16 protein-coding genes, 2 tRNA genes and 1 pseudogene are annotated in these 17,021 nt (G+C 58.1%); 11 read left to right on the forward strand and 8 right to left on the reverse strand.

Going from position 1 to position 17,021, the window contains the following annotated elements:
• Window positions 1–16 precede the first annotated feature (16 nt).
• Window positions 17–445 (forward strand): DUF1801 domain-containing protein, encoded by a 429-nt coding sequence (locus tag CXR25_RS09415; RefSeq protein ID WP_009882387.1) that lies wholly within the window; start codon window positions 17–19, stop codon window positions 443–445.
• A 42-nt stretch (window positions 446–487) separates the two neighbouring features.
• Here the strand turns inward: CXR25_RS09415 and CXR25_RS09420 are convergent, their stop codons facing one another.
• A complete protein-coding gene (locus CXR25_RS09420) occupies window positions 488–1,087 on the reverse strand; it encodes a DUF2249 domain-containing protein (RefSeq protein WP_009882385.1) in 600 nt (199 codons plus the stop codon).
• Window positions 1,088–1,245: 158 nt separating this feature from the next.
• Here CXR25_RS09420 and CXR25_RS09425 point away from each other — a divergent pair, with 158 nt between their 5' ends.
• Window positions 1,246–1,590, forward strand: a complete 345-nt coding sequence (locus CXR25_RS09425) for a cupin domain-containing protein (RefSeq protein WP_096179023.1) — start codon at window positions 1,246–1,248, stop codon at window positions 1,588–1,590.
• Window positions 1,591–1,711: 121 nt separating this feature from the next.
• Here CXR25_RS09425 and CXR25_RS09430 read toward each other — a convergent pair.
• Window positions 1,712–1,788, reverse strand: a tRNA-Pro gene (locus CXR25_RS09430).
• 82 nt (window positions 1,789–1,870) lie between these two features.
• Here CXR25_RS09430 and CXR25_RS09435 point away from each other — a divergent pair.
• Complete coding sequence (locus CXR25_RS09435; protein ID WP_009882382.1) at window positions 1,871–2,362, forward strand: TetR family transcriptional regulator; 492 nt, start codon at window positions 1,871–1,873, stop codon at window positions 2,360–2,362.
• A gap of 78 nt (window positions 2,363–2,440) precedes the next feature.
• Window positions 2,441–2,514: transfer RNA gene (locus CXR25_RS09440), tRNA-Val, on the forward strand.
• A gap of 1,900 nt (window positions 2,515–4,414) precedes the next feature.
• On the opposite strand, the gene CXR25_RS09450 is transcribed toward CXR25_RS09440, so the two are convergent.
• The 4 genes from CXR25_RS09450 to CXR25_RS09465 form a co-directional block, all read right to left on the reverse strand.
• Window positions 4,415–5,416, reverse strand: a complete 1,002-nt coding sequence (locus CXR25_RS09450; protein WP_009882379.1) for a hypothetical protein — start codon at window positions 5,414–5,416, stop codon at window positions 4,415–4,417.
• Window positions 5,413–6,126 (reverse strand): ABC transporter ATP-binding protein, encoded by a 714-nt coding sequence (locus CXR25_RS09455; protein WP_241212324.1) that lies wholly within the window; start codon window positions 6,124–6,126, stop codon window positions 5,413–5,415. Before CXR25_RS09455 ends, CXR25_RS09450 begins: the two co-directional genes overlap by 4 nt.
• Before the next feature lies 1 nt (window position 6,127).
• Window positions 6,128–7,423: a hypothetical protein gene (locus CXR25_RS09460; protein WP_125187973.1), complete on the reverse strand. Its 1,296-nt coding sequence runs from the start codon at window positions 7,421–7,423 to the stop codon at window positions 6,128–6,130.
• Between the two features lie 94 nt (window positions 7,424–7,517).
• Window positions 7,518–7,865: a lactococcin 972 family bacteriocin gene (locus tag CXR25_RS09465; protein ID WP_009882376.1), complete on the reverse strand. Its 348-nt coding sequence runs from the start codon at window positions 7,863–7,865 to the stop codon at window positions 7,518–7,520.
• A 602-nt stretch (window positions 7,866–8,467) separates the two neighbouring features.
• On the opposite strand from CXR25_RS09465, the gene CXR25_RS09470 reads away from it, so the two are divergent.
• From CXR25_RS09470 to CXR25_RS09495, 6 genes are all read left to right on the forward strand, one after another.
• A complete protein-coding gene (locus CXR25_RS09470; protein WP_009882375.1) occupies window positions 8,468–8,992 on the forward strand; it encodes a helix-turn-helix domain-containing protein in 525 nt (174 codons plus the stop codon).
• Window positions 8,993–9,010: 18 nt separating this feature from the next.
• Window positions 9,011–9,598, forward strand: a complete 588-nt coding sequence (locus CXR25_RS09475) for a PIN domain-containing protein (protein WP_114385250.1) — start codon at window positions 9,011–9,013, stop codon at window positions 9,596–9,598.
• A gap of 734 nt (window positions 9,599–10,332) precedes the next feature.
• Window positions 10,333–11,607: an IS256-like element ISBli2 family transposase gene (locus CXR25_RS09480; RefSeq protein WP_009882371.1), complete on the forward strand. Its 1,275-nt coding sequence runs from the start codon at window positions 10,333–10,335 to the stop codon at window positions 11,605–11,607.
• Between the two features lie 191 nt (window positions 11,608–11,798).
• Window positions 11,799–12,146 (forward strand): cupin domain-containing protein, encoded by a 348-nt coding sequence (locus CXR25_RS09485; RefSeq protein WP_114385047.1) that lies wholly within the window; start codon window positions 11,799–11,801, stop codon window positions 12,144–12,146.
• 45 nt (window positions 12,147–12,191) lie between these two features.
• Window positions 12,192–12,563 (forward strand): non-heme iron oxygenase ferredoxin subunit, encoded by a 372-nt coding sequence (locus CXR25_RS09490; protein ID WP_009885196.1) that lies wholly within the window; start codon window positions 12,192–12,194, stop codon window positions 12,561–12,563.
• 384 nt (window positions 12,564–12,947) lie between these two features.
• On the forward strand, window positions 12,948–13,493 hold the full coding sequence (locus CXR25_RS09495; RefSeq protein WP_009885197.1) for a YceI family protein: 546 nt from the start codon (window positions 12,948–12,950) through the stop codon (window positions 13,491–13,493).
• Window positions 13,494–13,608: 115 nt separating this feature from the next.
• Here the strand turns inward: CXR25_RS09495 and CXR25_RS19210 are convergent, their stop codons facing one another.
• Both CXR25_RS19210 and CXR25_RS18995 read right to left on the reverse strand, forming a co-directional pair.
• Window positions 13,609–14,349, reverse strand: coding sequence for a L,D-transpeptidase family protein (locus tag CXR25_RS19210; RefSeq protein ID WP_096145545.1), 741 nt, complete (start codon window positions 14,347–14,349; stop codon window positions 13,609–13,611).
• Window positions 14,335–15,591: pseudogene (locus CXR25_RS18995) on the reverse strand (uracil-xanthine permease family protein); the annotation flags it as partial. The pseudogene CXR25_RS18995 and the gene CXR25_RS19210, both read right to left, overlap by 15 nt.
• 331 nt (window positions 15,592–15,922) lie before the next feature.
• On the opposite strand from CXR25_RS18995, the gene bioB reads away from it, so the two are divergent.
• Window positions 15,923–16,978 (forward strand): biotin synthase BioB, encoded by a 1,056-nt coding sequence (bioB, locus tag CXR25_RS09505; RefSeq protein WP_114385049.1) that lies wholly within the window; start codon window positions 15,923–15,925, stop codon window positions 16,976–16,978.
• The last annotated feature ends 43 nt before the right edge of the window (window positions 16,979–17,021 follow it).

Here is a 17,021-nt window from a genome sequence, read left to right on the forward strand (position 1 = left end):
AGCCCATAATTGAGCCATGACTAGTCAGAAGACTCAGCCCACCGACGTCGACGTCAACGAGTTCCTCGCAGCTGCCGTTCCGAACAAGCGCCGCGAGGACGGGTTCACGCTCGCAGCGATCTTCACCGAGGTGACTGGCACGCAGCCGGTGATGTGGGGCCCATCGATCGTGGGTTACGGGCAGTACCAGTACATTTCACCGTCGAATCCGCGCAACCGGGGCCACTGGCCCAAGACTGGATTCTCACCTCGTAAGGCTCAGCTGTCGCTTTACGGGCTCAAGGACTCACCAGCAGGAGCGGCGTTGCTGACCAGCCTCGGCACGTACACCGAAGGCGCTGGGTGCGTGTATGTGCGCAAGTTGGAAGACATTGACGAGTCGGTGCTGCGCAGACTCATCACCATTGCGTTTGAGCGCCCCGACGATCCCGAGTCCGCGTCCTGACCGCAGCCTGGACTGCAGCGTCGCACGTCTGCTTCGTCTGAGTCAGTGTCGACTGGTGATCGTCAGTCCCTGTTTGCGCTGATGGACCGAGAAGTACCGCAGGCCCTGAGCCTCGTCGGCGAGGAAGCGTCGACGAGAGAGACACGGCAACCAGACTATCTGACCCGGCGCGAGTGGAATCGTGGTCAGCTCTGTCTCCAGGGTTCCACCGCCGTCGAGGATGTGGATGAGGACATCGAGGGCCGGCCCGACGTGTTCCTTGATCTCACCCCCTGGCGAGAGTGCGATGATGTTCGCATCGAGATCACGCTGTTGAGGCTGGAGCTGCCACACAGAACCTGAGGTCTCCGCCACCCCGCCGAGTTCCCCCACATCGGCAAGGACGCGGGGGAGAGGCGTTGCTGCTCGTTTGCTGATGAGAACCCGGAAGTCCTCGTCATCTGAGGACTGTGGTTCCCAGGCCATCGCCTCGGCGAACTCTGCCTCCATCTCGATCTTGAGATTCTTGGGTTCATGGTCGTTGATGAGGACCAGACCGGAGCCGACGTCGAGTTTCTGATAGGCCGCCATGAAGAGCGGATGTCGCTCAGGCTTGGGAATCGTCCGAACGTCAACGGTTTCGGGTACTGGGCCATCGGCCATGGTCAACCTCCAAAGTCAGTCACACATCGATCAACTACAAGTTAGCATCAGGACTACCGGGTCGATGCATGATTTCCTCTCGGCAGAGCATGACAGCACAGGCCACTCGTCACGGACGGTGTCGAAGCAGCAGAAGTCGAACGAGCAGGACAGGACAGATGATGACTGACAATCCACACATCCAGAACCTCCGCGAGTTGGCCGAGGAGCTTCTGCAGAAGGCTCGAGGCGCGAGCAGTGGGCGGGCTGCCCACAGTGTCTATAGTGGGCGCTATCTCAAACAGGCTCTGCTGACCTTGACGGCAGGAACTACGATGGCCGAACACGATTCTCCGCCAGAGGCGACACTGCAGGTACTGCAGGGGAGTGTGGCTTTGTCGTCAGCCGAGGAGTCGTGGGACCTGCGCGCCGGTGACATCATGACGATTCCTCCGGAGCGACACTCCGTGCAGGCACATGAGGACTCTGCTTTCCTGCTGATCATTCGAACCGATGTCAGCTGACCGTCTGCCTCGGCCCCGGTGACGATTCCACTGGTCCTGACCAGGAGAGATCCCATTGGGATCGCGAAGGGCAAGAAAAATGTGCCGCGGCATCGAGTGAACGATGTCGCGACACATTACATGGTCGGGATAGCGGGATTCGAACCCACGACCTCCTCGTCCCGAACGAGGCGCGCTACCAAGCTGCGCTATATCCCGCGACCAGGAACTACTATAGCGATGGCGACGCGTTCTGAAAAATCGGCACGGTCGACCATCTGCGAATGGAAGGAACGGCTCATTGGCACTGACTGCTGGGAGCATCACGACTACCGCCCTCGACATCCTTTCACGCTACGGTTTGGGCGATCTGTCGATGCGCAGGCTCGCACGTGAGCTCGACGTTCAGCCCTCCGCACTGTATTGGCACGTCAAGGATAAGCAGGAGCTCTTCGTCCTCATCGCCACACGGATGAATGCTGAAGTGGATGCGCGATGTCCGTCGACTTCTGACCCGCTTGTGACTGCGATGGCTCTGCGAGACATTCTTCTGACCTACCGTGACGGTGCTGAGATCATGCTGCTCGGCTACTCGATCGCCCCCGGCGAAGTGACTCCTGGCGCGTTGAGCGTCGATGTATTGGGGGAGACGGTCTCCCATGGCGTGATGGCATACGCGCTGGGCGCAGTGGCGATCGAACAGAATCGCAGTCTCTTCGGGATCGAGTCCGGACGTGCCAGTGAGAACTTTGCAGAAACTGCGGCTCAGCTGCTGGAGACTGCCGGTGCCTGAATAGAGAATTCGTCTGCGTGCCTGCCATATGGCATACTGATCAAGCACGTTTGGGAGCATCGCTTCTGAGCTGTTGTGGGGCCTATAGCTCAGTTGGCTAGAGCATCTCGCTTACACCGAGAGGGTCGGGGGTTCAAGTCCCTCTGGGCCCACAGTTTAACATTCGATAAGTTGCCTGGTCAGAGTCTTACTGAGTCAAGGTTTAACCGTTGAAATGGTCACTTGCCCACATTTCTTTCTGAACCGTTGTGATCTATGAACATCCAACGCTTCTGAAACCTGGTCCAAATCGGGGCTGAATCGGTCGGGACTGATACAGGGTTTGGTGACATCTAAACTGGCTCGTTTGGATACAGCTCGGGAACGACCGACATCAAGCCACAACCTTATCCACAAGTTTGGCGATGTCGTCGTCCGCGGGGACGGGTGAGAGGGGCTGCGTGGTGCGAAGGAACCGTGCGACAGCCGCGGTTGATTCGTTCGCGACCCTGTGGCTTTGGTGGGCAGCGTTGTCGGCCTGGATCAATGCTGTGATTATGTGTGATTGAAGGTCCGCGATCGCGATGTCGTCGCGACTTATCCACTCGCCGAGGCGGAGTGCAGCGCGCACAATGTTATGCGACGTCGTAAGTGCGTACCCCTATTTGGAAAGCAAGTCGATGAGTTTTCTCATCAGCGGGTTCAATGGGCCGCCATCGCGGCGAGGACGTATCCCCGGCCTTGTCCACCAGTCGTCGGTAGAACCTATGTCTGCTTGTCGGTTCATGGCTATAGCCATTCTCCTAAGATCGGGAAAAGCATGTCAGTCTTTGGTTATGCCGACCTTTGAATTATCCGTGACGCTGTGACAGGAGACAACGCCCGGGAGTTCAGCATAAGCCAACATCAGCATATGCTCTGAATTCGGTTGATAAGGCTGAGCTGATCTCTCGGAAGGGGTGGTCGGAGCTGATTGACGTGATGACTGAGAACTCGAAGTGAGTGGCTTGGTACATCTAGGAACTGCTGCGTTCACCTTTTAATTATCGTCGGTTGATAGAGGTTCGTTCTGTATGGATCAGGCAGGGTGACACCGAGACAGTGGCCGCACAGAATACCAAAAAACAGTCTCTACGAAACCCGGATCTTGACACCAAGCGAGGAGGGAGCCATAGACCGGTCTTTTACTGAGGACTCCAGGTCCGGGTAATCGGAAGGCCTTACCAGCTCCTTCCAGTACCCATTAGAGTAACTGAGTATTTGGAGGTTTGAAGGCCACTCGATATTGCCTCAGGGGACCACCGGTATTGCCTTTGGAGGCCAGGAGTGGTGTCGGTCGGGGCCACTGGTGAGTATTTGTAGCCGTGGGTGCCAGCCAATATTATGCTTGGGGCCGGCAACATTGGCCTTGGGGACCAACTATGGTGTCGGTCAGCGCCGCCGACTTCCATCGTTGCTGGAATACTCGAAGGTCGAGTGGTCACGAATCTGGCGGAGGCCTGCGCGAGGGCCCGGGCGGCGTCGTGCACCGTGGTGTGGCCAACCATGACCCCGGCGTACTCCACAGCGGCTGGGCATTTTGTAGCGAGCCTTCTCGGCGCAACCACTGCGAAACACTGTAGTTGCCGCTACAGGCGTTCCGGTCGTTACAGCGCAAAGCTTTGTTTACCCTCGCCGGGCCGAGAAGTTTTCGATTGGGCATGGCCCCCAAAAGAGCCAACGCTGAATTCGATCACCGGCGCCCAGAGGCACGACCGGTGGACCCCAGCGAAGCAAATATTCAGTAACGGGGCAGTCCAGTTCGAGCGCGGGCGGATCCTCGAACCCCAGCGCGAGGGGATCGAGCTGGCCAAAGCTCAAAGCGTCTATCAGCGCAAGCTCACTGGCGAAGACGTGCAAGCCTGCCGAGTGGGGTCTGCATGGGAATCTCGGTGGCCGAGGCAGCCCGACGCTACGCGGTCTCTCGGCAGACTCTCTACAACGCAATCAAAGGAACGGGAGCCTGCTCTCCCGATTCCTGAGGAGCTGAGCGTGTCAACCTATTGACGCCGAACGAGATGCCCGCAGTCGATTTTATGCGAAACGTTTTTTGACAAGATCGCTGACGCGGACCCGGTTGATGATCAACACCCCGGACAGCGAAGCTGCTGCCGTGAGCACGGTTGTGCTGATGAATGGGACTGCAAGAACTCGCACCGCGATTGCGAAATCCATTCCAGGTATCCATGGCAGCACTGCGATGCACAATATTGCGGCCGCGCCAGTGCTGAGTACCCCTCTCAGTCCTAAACGTGACCACCATGCTCGAATGAGGGAGTAGCCGTGCAATCGCTGCACCCCCAGCGCCGCAGCGTCGCGAGCTAGCGCACCGATCGTAGCCACAATGACCAGCGCGGCGAGGGTGCCAGAAAGCGCTAGAAGGGGCGTTGTAGACACCGGTTCGGCATCCACTGCATCGTCAGTGTCTTCAACGAACGTGGCGGGGGTGGTCAATGCTGCATCTGGATCTGTTTTGAGGATCTCTTCATTTACTTGCCGGCTGATTGCTTCAAGGAAGCCCTCGAAATCTCTCCGAATATCGGTTTCGGCTTTGTAGACACCAATCGTTGGGAGGTTCGCGAACATGTCTTCTAACGGGCGGAATGTGAGGTCGTAGCTATTCGCGAGACTCTGCGGAGTCTCCTTCGTAGCACCGGGTTTAGTCGACAGCACTGTCCCTGTGCTCTGCGTTTCGGAGTTGGTCAGCGTGTTTGCGCCTGTGAGGCGTGCACGGTCAAATATCTTCGTTGGGTGGTTGAGTCGAATGTAGTAGGTGAGGTCGAGGCCGTTTCCATCTGACTGGCGAACGGTTCTTCTCACGAGATTGACATTGTTCTCATCCGCCGCGGTAGTGAGAATACGTTCTGTCGCCGAGGGATCCTGGACGGGTACATCGCGGGGCCACATGAAGACCGTCATGTCTTGGGTGAGACCCTCAGTGGCGGTTTCCTGTGCACGCTTCATCTCGGTGGCCAGTCCAAGAGCTGCTGTAATGATGAACGTGAAGAAGAGGATGACCGCGACGAAATTTCTCACGAATGTGCGTCCTCGTGGCCTGCGCCTTGGTTTGATGTTCCTTCGTGTTTACTCAGGGAGGCGACTTCTACGGTTCTGGTACAGATTTCAGCTACTCGAAGGTCATGCGTTGCGAGGAGGAGGGTCCGTCCGTCGGCGCTCATTTCCCTCAGGAGTTTGACGATTTCATCGCGGTTGTTTTCATCGAGTGATCCGGTGGGTTCGTCGGCGAGAACGAGTTCGCATGGTTTCAGCCAAAGGCGCGCGATGGCTACTCTCTGCTGTTCTCCTCCGGAGAGAGAGTAGACGCGGCGATTTTCGTATCCAGGCAGACCCACGCGCTCGAGAATGCGGGCGATCTGCTTTGCGTGATCACTGCGGTCGGAAGAGTAGGTCAAAGCGACTTTCAGGTTTTCGCGCACCGTCGCGGAGTCAATGAGAGCGAAGTTTTGAAACAGGTACCCGAGGCGATGCCGCAAGAACAGAGTGGCATCGCGCGAGCGGGGCCGTGGTGCTGTGGTGCCGAAAAGTCGAACTTCGCCTGCATCGGGAGAGTCGAGCAGTCCAGCGAGATTGAGGATCGTCGACTTCCCAGACCCGCTGGGCCCGGTGAATGCGACCATTTCCCCGGGGCTGACAGAGAAACTAGCGTGACTGAGTACAGTCCGTCCGGTGTAGGTTTTTTCGACGTTGTCGAAAGCGACAGGGTCTACTTTTTTACGGCTGGGCATATTAGATTTCCTTGAGGCGGAGAGCGGGATGGCGGCGATCGAAGACCATGACGACAGCGGTGGCGATGACTGCCTCCACGAGCACAACGGAGCCAGTGACAGCAAGGAGAGCCGGCCATTCATCGAGAAGTACCAGAGGATGGAAATACTCTGGGATCGCCACATGGCCGCCGAGAACATAGAAACTGGTGGCTGCCACCAGTGCGGCAGGGATGAGAAGTAGCCAGGACGTTGCGAGCCCCGCGAAGACCTCCCCGAAACTCTTGAGCCTCGAGTAACCGTGGAGTCTGCGGATAGCTGAGTGCACACGCCATCGTTCATAGGCGACTACTACAGCCACGATGCTTAAGACCACGGTCAGGGCTCCGGCCACAATTGCGGCAGTGATCAACCAACGTGCATCCTCAGATGAGAGGGAAAACTGCTCGTTGATTGCATCGGCAGGGTAGACGAGTGCAGTGAAATTGTCATCGAGCTCGTACTTCTCGAACAGGGGCAGCAGCTCTTGGTAGACCTTCTCAGGGTCTCCATCGACTCTCACCTTCATTGGAGTGTCGATTTCACCGGTGATCGTGTTCTCCCAATCGCTGGCGATGGTGTTCGATCGTGTCATCACTGTGACGATGGGGTCAGGCAATGTGTTGCCCTCTTCCGGTCGTATTTGGGTGTTAAACGTGAATAGATCCTGGCCGGGCTGTGTCCATACGATGCGAACCTTCTGTTTGCGGACTGCGTCACTGACTTCGTACCTATTTGCTTCTGAGTATTCGACGTCGCTATCGGACGGGCCATTGCGTGATTCCTGCACATAGTCCCGGATCAGGTCCTCGCGATCCTTCAGAGTCTCCGGAACAGCGATGACCCAGTCAGTTTCTTCATCTGAAACTGCGATGGGTTTTCCTGAGCTATCGAGAACGGGATACTTCTCAAGATAGTTGGTGTTCACGCTCATCTGAACATAGGGCAGCACAGGGTCGTCTCCGACAACATCCATGTCAGCTGCCTCGACGTAGATCCCTCCGCGATCGTCCAGCTCGGGGTAGATGCGTTCGGCTACGGTTTTGGAGATTCCGTCAGTGCCGTCCTTGATGGCCTGGAGGTCGTCTCCATTGCTTCGAGGGAAGTAAACGGCATAGTCTGTGCTTTCACTCCAGTCAGTGAGTGCCGAAGCATCGTCTGAAACGAGGGTGAAGGCGCTGAAGAGGCCGACAGCCACGGCAATGAGCACCCCCGCGGCACATGACTTTATCCCGAATGCCACCAAAGTCTTGATGCCACCCTTGGAAGGTATCCGCATAGGTTTCCTATCGTTAGCAGAAGATCATCCGAGCTGGGGTAGGCCGACTTTTCGGCCTACCCCAGCTCGGATGAGGATACTCGAACGGTTTTGACTACGCGTTCGCGCTCCACTTCGTCTTGCAGGTCTGTGATCTCTTGCCGTAGGCGTTCGCGTTGGCCCATTTGCCCTTACTGGCGGTCTTCGTCACATTGACGGAGCCGATGATCGCACTGCCAGAGTGGCGCTTTGTGCGGTGGAAGTAGTGGGAGTAGCACTTCTTCTGCTTTCCGGCCTTCGTCGTCACTTTCTCGCTACCGAAGTTCCATGTTCCACCGCCCGGGCTCTTCTTCGCCTGGGTAGTGAAGCCTTCCCCTGTTGCCTCATCTTGCACAATGGCTTCACCTGAGGTCGCTTGTTCGCTTGAGGCGCTGACGTTGCTGGAGGAGGTGTCACTTGCCATTGCTCCAGTCCCAGTTGCCGACAGGGCAAGCCCGAGAACAACCGTCGCTATCGTCTTTGAAGTCTTCACTCCACTCTCCTGTTTCTATCAATCATTCTTCAGTGAACGGTCAGGATTGACCAATTAGTCACGCTAACGAGAAGTTCCGCAAAGCACATCGCACGATAGTATGAAGTTTCGACCTTTTTCACTCAGCAACCAGAGCCGTGGGACTGATGGAGGGTTTGGTGCCATCTAATCTGGCTTGGTTTCAGACAGATCGGGAATGTCGATCACCAGTCCACAACCTTATCCGCAAGTAGTCCGCGATGCCGTCGTCCGCGTCGCACGGATCGGGGCTCGAAAGCGACGGGCGCCCAGTGGTTGCGCACACCCCTCATTGGGGCCGAAGGTCAGACTGTGTTCGAGATGCTTGATTCGGGGGACAAGTCACCGTTTGGCTATGAAAGCTGCCTAGCTTTGGTTTGGTTGATGGTGCATTTGCGAGCACCCGGGTTCATGATTTGGCGATTTCGTGCGGCTCAGCCGCCGGTAGACGTAGAGATGACCGACGGTCTACGATAAGTAAAACGTAAGAAACGAAAATTGAGAAACGAGATGTCATGACTACAAGGGCAGCGGCACAGGACACCTTCTTCGCGCCTGGAGTCCGGGGCACTGGTGAGGTCTACGATTTCATCGAAGCCCACGCCGCGAAGACAGGCTCCCGACCCGAGCCTCACTTCTACTTATCAGGGCCAGACGCAGGCGACCAGGTGGAACTGCCACACGAAATCTACGAGATACTGGTCAAAGCTGTCGACGCCATGCGATCTGGCATGGCGGTCACAATCACCCCGAACTCACTGACGATGACGACGCAGCAGGCGGCCGAACTTCTCGGCATCACACGCCCAACACTCGTCAAGCTGCTTGACGAGGGCAAGATCCCCTTCGAGAAGCCAAACACACACCGGCGCGTACGGTTGGCTGATGTTCTCGCATATAAAGAACAGCGAAAGGCTGAGCAGCATGCGGCTATCGCTGAAATGGGTGGCTATGACGAAGGAAAGGAAGGCCGCGAGCAGGCGCTGGCTCGGATGAAGAAGGCCCGAAAGATCGTTGCCGATCGCCGACGCGCCGGCTAAGGATGGCACGATAGCTATATGTACACCGCGCTCCTCGATAGTTGCGTACTTTGGCCCAGCCTTCAGCGGGACTTCTTGTTATCCCTTGCCGCCGAGGGTGCCTATCGTTTTGTCTTCAGCGAAAGCATCCTTTCAGAGGTCGAAACCAATGAGGAGCTCAAGCTCATTGATCGCGGGCGAGACCTCGATGGTTCGCGTGCCGACGCCCTTCACCTGAGCAGCCGAATGCGCGAATCCTTCGCTGACTCAATTGTCTACGGGTGGGAAGGTCTAGAAGGAACATACGGTCTCCCCGATCCCGATGACGAACATGTTCTGGCAGCTGCCGTCGTGGGCGGAGCAGGATGCATCGTCACTGAGAATATGAGGGACTTCCCGCTCGATAACATTCCCGAGGGACTTCAAATTATTGGAGCCGTCGACTTCGCGCACGAGACAGTCAGTATGCGACCGGATCTGGGTGCGGCTGCGGTGACCGCGTGGGCGCAACGCTCGGGTAGGAAGTACGCGGCAATGTTGGAGGCGGACTTCCTTGACGAGCTCGATCGCAGATATGAATTGAACGCTGCCACCGCAATCGTGCGCAACTACTTCGATTCCAAGTAGGACTGCGCTTTAGGCAGAGGCTGCTCACACCAAACACCTGAATCGTCTTGGGAATAATGGGGACAGTGGAGCCCCGGAAACGACTTCCCTGGCATGCCGAATCAACGTAAGTGACCTCTCGAGTTGTGCCGGACTCTGGCCAAAGCAGTCATAGCGTCCGACGGATCGAAGGATACCTCGTGGAATTTGACACGATGGCGAGACAAATTCCGCCTCAGAAGTCTGTCGAGGGCCTGGTCGACGATGCCCTCTCCTGACAAGATGCCGAGATCCTACACAGTGGGTCGATTTGCCCACAATCTGCCCACAATTCCTTCAAAACCACCCCGGTCTAGGAGTATCAACGTGATGACTGTGGCCCTAGAATTCAAGGGCCGCCCCCGTCACCTGCGACGTAGAAAGAATTCAAGTCCCTCTGGGCCCACATTTGAGCACCTGATAAGTTGCCTGTTGAGAGGCCTGGAAGTGCGAATTGAGCCGGTCGAATTAGCTCATTTGCCCACATTTCATTCTTAACTATTCCGATCTATGAGCATCCAAGGCCTCTGAAACCTGGTCCAAGTCGACGAGGTCAGCGCACAGCTTTCTCCATGTCGCCATTGTCTTCTTCAAATGGGGGTGAGTCCCATAGAGTGGTGGCATTCCCACCAGGGACTTCACCCCCAAAAATGTGAAGAACCATCGTGGGATCCCGCTAGTAGTTCCGCCAAGAACCTCACGAAAGGCATCCCACGATGGCTGACCCCAATTCTGCCGTGTCGACCCTGATCAACCAAGTCCTGACCGACCCTGACCTCGCCCACTCCGACGTGTTTAGGCAAATGCTCCAAGCTGGCCTCCAGGACCTCATCGAAGCCGAAGCCACCGCCACGATCGGTGCCGCCCGCTACGAACGCAGCGAAGACCGTTCAACACGCCGTAACGGGTCGCGGAAGAAGACCCTGGCAACTCCCTCGGGAGAAGTCGACCTGGCGATCCCGAAGCTACGGAAAGGCTCGTTCTTCCCGTCCCTGCTCAATCCCCGTCGGCGGGTCGATAAGGCCCTCTACGCCGTCATCTGCCAGGCCTGGATCGACGGAGTCTCGACGAGGAAGGTCGATGACCTTGTGCGTGCTTTGGGCAACGAGTCCGGGATCTCTCGGTCGACGGTGTCGCGGATCTGTGCCGACATCGACGAGGCAGTGGCCGAGTTCCTGGCCCGTCGACTCGATCACACGTGGTTTCCCTACCTCTTCGTCGACGCCACCTATGTCGATGTCCGCCACCGGGGTCGTGTCGTGTCTCAGGCCGTGGCTGTGGTCACGGGTGTCTCATCACAGGGCAGGCGGGAGATCCTGACCATGAGTGTCGGAGATGCCGAGTCCACGGACTTCTGGACACAGGTCCTGCGTGGGCTGCGTGAGCGGGGGTTGAAGGTGAGCACCGAGACTGATCCCGAAGGGGTCGCGCTGGTGATCTCTGATGCTCATTCGGGGATCAAGGCCGCGGTCAAAGCGATCCTGCCCGGTGCTGGGTGGCAGCGGTGTCGAGTCCACTTCGCTCGTAACGTCACTCAGCGCCTTGGCAGTGCGCACTCGAAGCCGGTCAACGCGTTGATCTCAACGATCTTCGCCCAGACCACAGCCGAGGCCGTCATTGCCCAGTACAAGCAAGTCGCTGAGAGTCTGCGGGCGTCGTTTCCCGACATCGCCGACATGCTCGAGTCCGCCGAGGTCGATTTGACGGCGTTCGTGTCCATGCCCAGGCAGCATTGGCAGAAGATCTGGTCGAATAACCCGATCGAGCGGTTGAACAGGGAGATCAAACGCCGTGCTGATGTCGTTCAGATCTTTCCGAACCGGGAGTCGGTGACTCGGTTGATCGGGGCCGTGTTGCAGGAACAGCACGAGGAATGGCAGTACGGTGAGAGACGCTATTTGTCGGAGATCTCGATGCGCAAACTCGTGACGGTGTTGCATGGGCAGACCGAGGTCGACCCGGTCGGGGTGGTGATGCCGCTGACCGCGTGATTCGTAGCCCGACCCCGCTGCTTAATACCAAGTTAAAGGAACTACCGAAGAACACCACGAAAAGGGACTTGACCTGGTAGCTTGGGAAGATGGCGCGTGTCACTCCTCGTCGTGCATGAATTGTGGCCACCAGCAGCCATTTATAGGCAGAGAACTGATTTGGCGAGACGGCCAGCGACAGTCCATCGAGAATGGAAGAGGGCTACGTGCAGAAAATATCTTTGACGGCGTTGATGCGTCACCAACTGGAGATCGCCAAAGGCGCGTCGAGTGGGCGCAGCGCCCGTACTGTCTACGGCGGCCACGAACATGTCCTTCGGCAAACCATGATTGCATTGCGCGCGGGCGCTGAGCTCAACGAGCATGAGAATCCCGGAGAAGCCACCCTGCAAGTGCTCCACGGACGAGTGACCCTCATTGCTGACAAGGCCCGCTGGAACGGTTCGCCCGGCGACCTCATGTTCATACCTGACGCCCCGCACGCGCTGGAAGCAGTCGAAGACTCAGTGGTGGTCCTGACGGTGGCGAAGCGGCCATGAACCGGTCCTCAACGACAAGCCATGACACTGTGACGGAAAGGCAACATGACTGCTGAGGACCACCCCACAGAAGCACCAACCGACGACGAAGACAATTCGGGTTGGGTGAGAATCGACGAGGCACGAACTCTTGACGACGAGTCTGCGATCCACCTCGACATCGGTCGACATGAGATCTGCCTTATTCGTAGTCTGGGCAGAATCCATGCCATTCGCGACGAATGCACTCACGGTCAGGTGCTTCTATCCGAAGGTGACGTTGAGAGCGGCTACGTCGAGTGCTGGCTGCACGGCTCCCGATTCGACCTGGACACCGGAGTCCCCACGGGCCCGCCAGCCACCGAGCCGGTCGCCGTCTATCCCGTTCGCATGACCGACGACGAAATCGAGGTTCGTCTGCCCACCTCGGACGACTGACTCTTTAACGCGCACCCTCGCCTCAGTTGTCCCTCCGGGTGAAAGTCATTCGCGCGGGGCTGATTGCAGCCTGCGAGATCTCCGGGCACTCAGCAAGGGGTCATCTGCCCACAATTCCTTCCCAAGCCCCTGTTTTCAGAGGTGCTAATGTGAAGACTGCGACCCTAGAATTCATGGGTCAGGCTCCTCACCTGCGACGCAGGGAGATTCTAAGTCTCTCTGGCCCACAATCACCCAAGGGTAATTGTCTCGTCAACATGACAGTCCAGCTCCGCAACATATACGCTGAACTCATATGCACACCAGTACTCTCACAGTACTGACTTGGGCTCTCGTCATCTCATCGGGTTCCCACGATCTCAGCTCGGCCAAAGGAGCACGACTATGTCATCAGACGAACAGCTGACCGGAACATGGGTCATCGACCCCGCACATACCCGCCTCGGATTCTCGAGCCGCCACGCGATGGTCTCGCGCATACGTGGTGCTTTCAACACTGTCGAGGGCAAAGTCGTCGTCGACGCTGAGGACCTGTCGAAGACCGAAGTGACCATCACGATTGACGTTGACAGCGTTGACACACGCACCCCTGATCGCGATGCTCACCTGCGAAGCGCAGACTTCTTCGACGTCGAGAACTATCCAACGATCACATTCAAGTCCACCGGCGTCGATGAGGTTGAAGAAGGTAGCTACATCGTCAACGGTGATCTGACGATCCGCGATATCACCCGGCCTGTCTCTGTTCCCCTCGAGCTGCTGGGAATCGACCACGATCAGACCGGTGCACTGAGGGCGGGCTTTGAGGGCAAACGCCGCATCGATCGTAAGGACTGGGGCGTGACATGGAATACGACCTTGGACTCCGGCGGCCTGCTCGTCAGTGACAAGATCACTCTCGAGTTCGAGCTCTCCCTGATCAAGGAGTAATCAGCAGCACGGATCGCAATAAGAGTTGGTCAGAGGGCACTCCGTAGTGCCCTCTGACCGCCTCTTCGTCGTTTGCCACGGCTCGTTTGTGGTGACTGTGGTCTAAGCTGCTGACCTATCTGCTGACCGCCATCTCAACCACGCTGTCATCTTCCCACTCGAAGATCCTCAGCAGGTCCGCCTCCGACACCGATACGCAGCCTGCTGTCTTCTGACTGCCGGTGTTGACGTGGAGGAAGATCGCTGAACCCTTGCCCGGCGTGGCGGCAGTGTTGTAGTCAATGACCTGGCCATGGTCGTACGCCGGAGTCTGGTACATGGATTCACCGGAGTATCCGTCGGACTTCTTCTGCATGGTGTTGTAGTTCTTCACTGCGTCTCCATCGACCCAGACATCGTCCTTGGAGACCTTGACGTATTTGGGTCCATGGAACTGCTTCGGTTGCGCTTTCACTCCGAACCCATAGCCCATGCTGTAAACGCCGGAGGGAGTCATGCCGTCACCCTCACGTTTCTCTCCTGCCGCAGCGATGCCGTTGTAGCCGACGTACCCGTCGACACTCATCGCAGAATAGTACTTCCCGTCCCACTTCTCACATGCTCGGACCTCAGCTGTGGCACCGCCGGTGCCCGAGACTGCAATGACCTTCTCCGCCGTCGCGGCCGAAGCGATGGAACATCTGTCGCCAAGGTGATCCGGCTTGTCTGCAGCATTGCCGTCGATCAGCCCCGCGCCGAGTCCTTGGGCGGCCTGAGCCGAGGACCCGAGGAATAAGGCACCAGCGACCAGGACGACCGCGAAGCCCGCCGTCAGCTGGCGGCGCGTTCCGCGCGAGCGTGAATGTGCAGGTTTCATGATTGTCTCCTCATCATCGGGGGAAGAACCTCCGTGCCCGTCCAGGTTCTGGTCGGTGCCGCGCCATTTCGCGATGCCGCGCATGACCTGATAGATGATGATCGCCGAGGCTGATCCAAGTGCGATGCCTTCGAACTGAAGGTCACCGGGAGTCCAGGTGAAGTTGGCGATTGCCACGATCAGTGCCACCGCTGCCGTGTTGAGGTTGATGGGATTGGAGAAATCGACCTTGTTCTCCACCCAGATGCGCACTCCCAGCATTCCGATCATTCCGTAGAGGACGGTCGCTGCTCCGCCGAGGACGCCTGGAGGAATGGTTGCGATGATCTCTCCGAACTTCGGCAGCAGGCTCAAGATCAGGGCGATGACGCCTGCACACAGGTAGGCCGCCGTGGAGAAGATGCGTGTGGCTGCCATGACTCCGATGTTCTCGGCGTACGTCGTCGTTCCCGAGCCTCCGCCGGAGCCGGCGAGGACCGTGGAGAGTCCATCGGCGAAGAGCGTACGGCCCGTGATCGAGTCGAGGTCGCGACCTGTCATGGCCGACACGGACTTCACGTGTCCGATGTTCTCGGCGATGAGAACGAAGACGACGGGAAGGAAGAGTCCCAGATAACCCAGGTCGAACGCAGGGGCATGGAAGGCGGGCAATCCGACCCAGTCGGCCTGTCCGACGGTGGAGAAGTCGATCTGACCCTGAACCCATGCAGCGACGTAGCCGACGAGGACGCCGATGAGGATGGACAGTCGGCCGAGCATCCCGCGAAACAGCACGCTGGTGACCAGGATGGTGACGATCGTGATCACCGCAGTCAGAGGGGCCTCCTTCACCCAGTCCCACGCCGCAGGTGCGAGGTTGAGTCCGATGAGGGCGACGATGGCGCCGGTGACGACCGGGGGCATGGTGACCTCGATCCACCGCACTCCGGCGAAGTGGACGACGACGCCCACCAGCGCCAGAGTCACGCCCACGGAGATGATTCCGCCCTGTGCCAGTGCCATGGCATGGGAGTCGAGGTCCTCTCCCGAGGTGGCTGCGAATCCGGTCACGGCACCGATAGGCGCGAGCAGACCGAAGGACGATCCCAGGTACGAGGGCATCATGCCCTTGGTGATAAGCAGGAACAGCAGTGTTCCGATAGCGGTGAAGAACAGCGTCGTTGAGGGAGGGAACCCGGTCAGCAGCGGCACGAGGAATGTCGCGCCGAACATGGCGACCACGTGCTGAGCTCCGATTCCCACGGTCCGCGGCCAGCTCAGTCGCTCCTCGGGTAGAACGGCCTCACCAGGACGAATCGTCTTTCCATCCCCGTGCTGCCTCCAACCCACCTTGCCTTTGAAAGGACTGGATGCAGGTGTCGTCTCGTTGGGGGATGCCACCACTTGTCTCCTCATTCGTCCGCCCGAAGGCGGCGACGTCTGTTCGTCATGCGTTCTCTGCCGTGAGCAGTCTATTCGCTTTCGCCCACCCTGCATGAGCCTGCCCACCCAAGCACTGATACGCTATTGAACACTGTTCAGGAGCGGGTGCCTGCACCACACGCTCATCCGCCGTAAAGAGGAGACTGCACCGATGACCAGCTGGTTCGACAACCTTGCCGACTCGATACTCGATGGTGGCGTGATCACCGAGGAACAGGCGGTGGCAATACTGGCCACGCCCGATGCCGACCTCCTCGCACTCGTTGCCGCAGGATCCAGACTCAGACGCACGCATTTCGGGATGACCATCAAGCTCAACTATCTGGTCAATCTCAAATCGGGTCTGTGCCCCGAAAGCTGTAGCTATTGCTCACAGGCACTTGGATCGGCGGCACCGATCCTGAAGTACTCGTGGTTGAAAACCGAAGAAGCGGTGAAGCAGGCAGATTTCGGGATCCGCGGGGGAGCCTCTCGGGTCTGCCTGGTCGCCAGTGGACGAGGACCGGGAAATCGAGACGTGGAACGCGTCAATGACATCGTCACACGTCTCAAAGACGATCATCACGATCTCGAGGTCTGCGCATGCCTGGGAATCCTCAAGGATGGGCAGGCAGAATCTCTCGAAGAAGCCGGTGTCGATGCCTACAACCACAACATCAACACTGCTGAGTCGTTTCACGACACAATCGTGAAATCACACACCTACGCGGATAGGACCAACACGGTCGCCAAGGCGAAGACGGCCGGGCTCTCTCCGTGCAGCGGACTCATCGTCGGCATGGGCGAAAGCGACGAGCAGGTCGTCGAAGCCCTGTTCGCACTGCGCGAGCTCGATTCCGACTCCATCCCCATCAACTTCCTGGTCCCATTCGACGGAACGCCTATGGAGGGACAGTGGAATCTCACTCCCGCCCAATGCCTGCGAATCGTCGTCACAGCACGATTCGTCTGCCCCGACAAGGAGATCCGACTTGCCGGCGGGCGAGAGATCCACCTGCGGTCGCTGCAGGCCCAGGCACTGCACGTGGCGAACTCCATCTTCCTCGGCGACTACCTCACAGCGGAGGGGCAGGCTGCCGAGGACGACATTGCTCTCATCCGAGACAACGGGTTCACCATCATCGGCCAGGAGAAAGGTCCCAACGGCACACAAACTCCCACGATCAGGGCACGGGGCGCGGGCACAGAGCAGGGTGCCAACGCATGACCGCGACCCTGCCGCCTGTACGCGGCAGGAACCTTCTATAAGC

Origin of the sequence: Brevibacterium aurantiacum (assembly GCF_003932995.1) — a bacterium.
GTDB classification, from domain to species: Bacteria; Actinomycetota; Actinomycetes; order Actinomycetales; family Brevibacteriaceae; genus Brevibacterium; species Brevibacterium aurantiacum.

Coding starts and splice junctions, on each gene's coding strand:
- CXR25_RS09495 (WP_009885197.1), top strand. CDS start 12,948: ATGTCATCAGACGAACAGCTGACCGGAACATGGGTCATCGACCCCGCA.
- CXR25_RS09415 (WP_009882387.1), top strand. CDS start 17: ATGACTAGTCAGAAGACTCAGCCCACCGACGTCGACGTCAACGAGTTC.
- CXR25_RS09470 (WP_009882375.1), top strand. CDS start 8,468: ATGACTACAAGGGCAGCGGCACAGGACACCTTCTTCGCGCCTGGAGTC.
- CXR25_RS09425 (WP_096179023.1), top strand. CDS start 1,246: ATGATGACTGACAATCCACACATCCAGAACCTCCGCGAGTTGGCCGAG.
- CXR25_RS09480 (WP_009882371.1), top strand. CDS start 10,333: ATGGCTGACCCCAATTCTGCCGTGTCGACCCTGATCAACCAAGTCCTG.
- CXR25_RS09490 (WP_009885196.1), top strand. CDS start 12,192: ATGACTGCTGAGGACCACCCCACAGAAGCACCAACCGACGACGAAGAC.
- CXR25_RS09465 (WP_009882376.1), bottom strand. CDS start 7,865: ATGGCAAGTGACACCTCCTCCAGCAACGTCAGCGCCTCAAGCGAACAA.
- CXR25_RS09475 (WP_114385250.1), top strand. CDS start 9,011: ATGTACACCGCGCTCCTCGATAGTTGCGTACTTTGGCCCAGCCTTCAG.
- CXR25_RS09420 (WP_009882385.1), bottom strand. CDS start 1,087: ATGGCCGATGGCCCAGTACCCGAAACCGTTGACGTTCGGACGATTCCC.
- CXR25_RS09485 (WP_114385047.1), top strand. CDS start 11,799: ATGGAAGAGGGCTACGTGCAGAAAATATCTTTGACGGCGTTGATGCGT.
- CXR25_RS09460 (WP_125187973.1), bottom strand. CDS start 7,423: ATGCGGATACCTTCCAAGGGTGGCATCAAGACTTTGGTGGCATTCGGG.
- CXR25_RS09455 (WP_241212324.1), bottom strand. CDS start 6,126: ATGCCCAGCCGTAAAAAAGTAGACCCTGTCGCTTTCGACAACGTCGAA.
- CXR25_RS19210 (WP_096145545.1), bottom strand. CDS start 14,349: ATGAAACCTGCACATTCACGCTCGCGCGGAACGCGCCGCCAGCTGACG.
- bioB (WP_114385049.1), top strand. CDS start 15,923: ATGACCAGCTGGTTCGACAACCTTGCCGACTCGATACTCGATGGTGGC.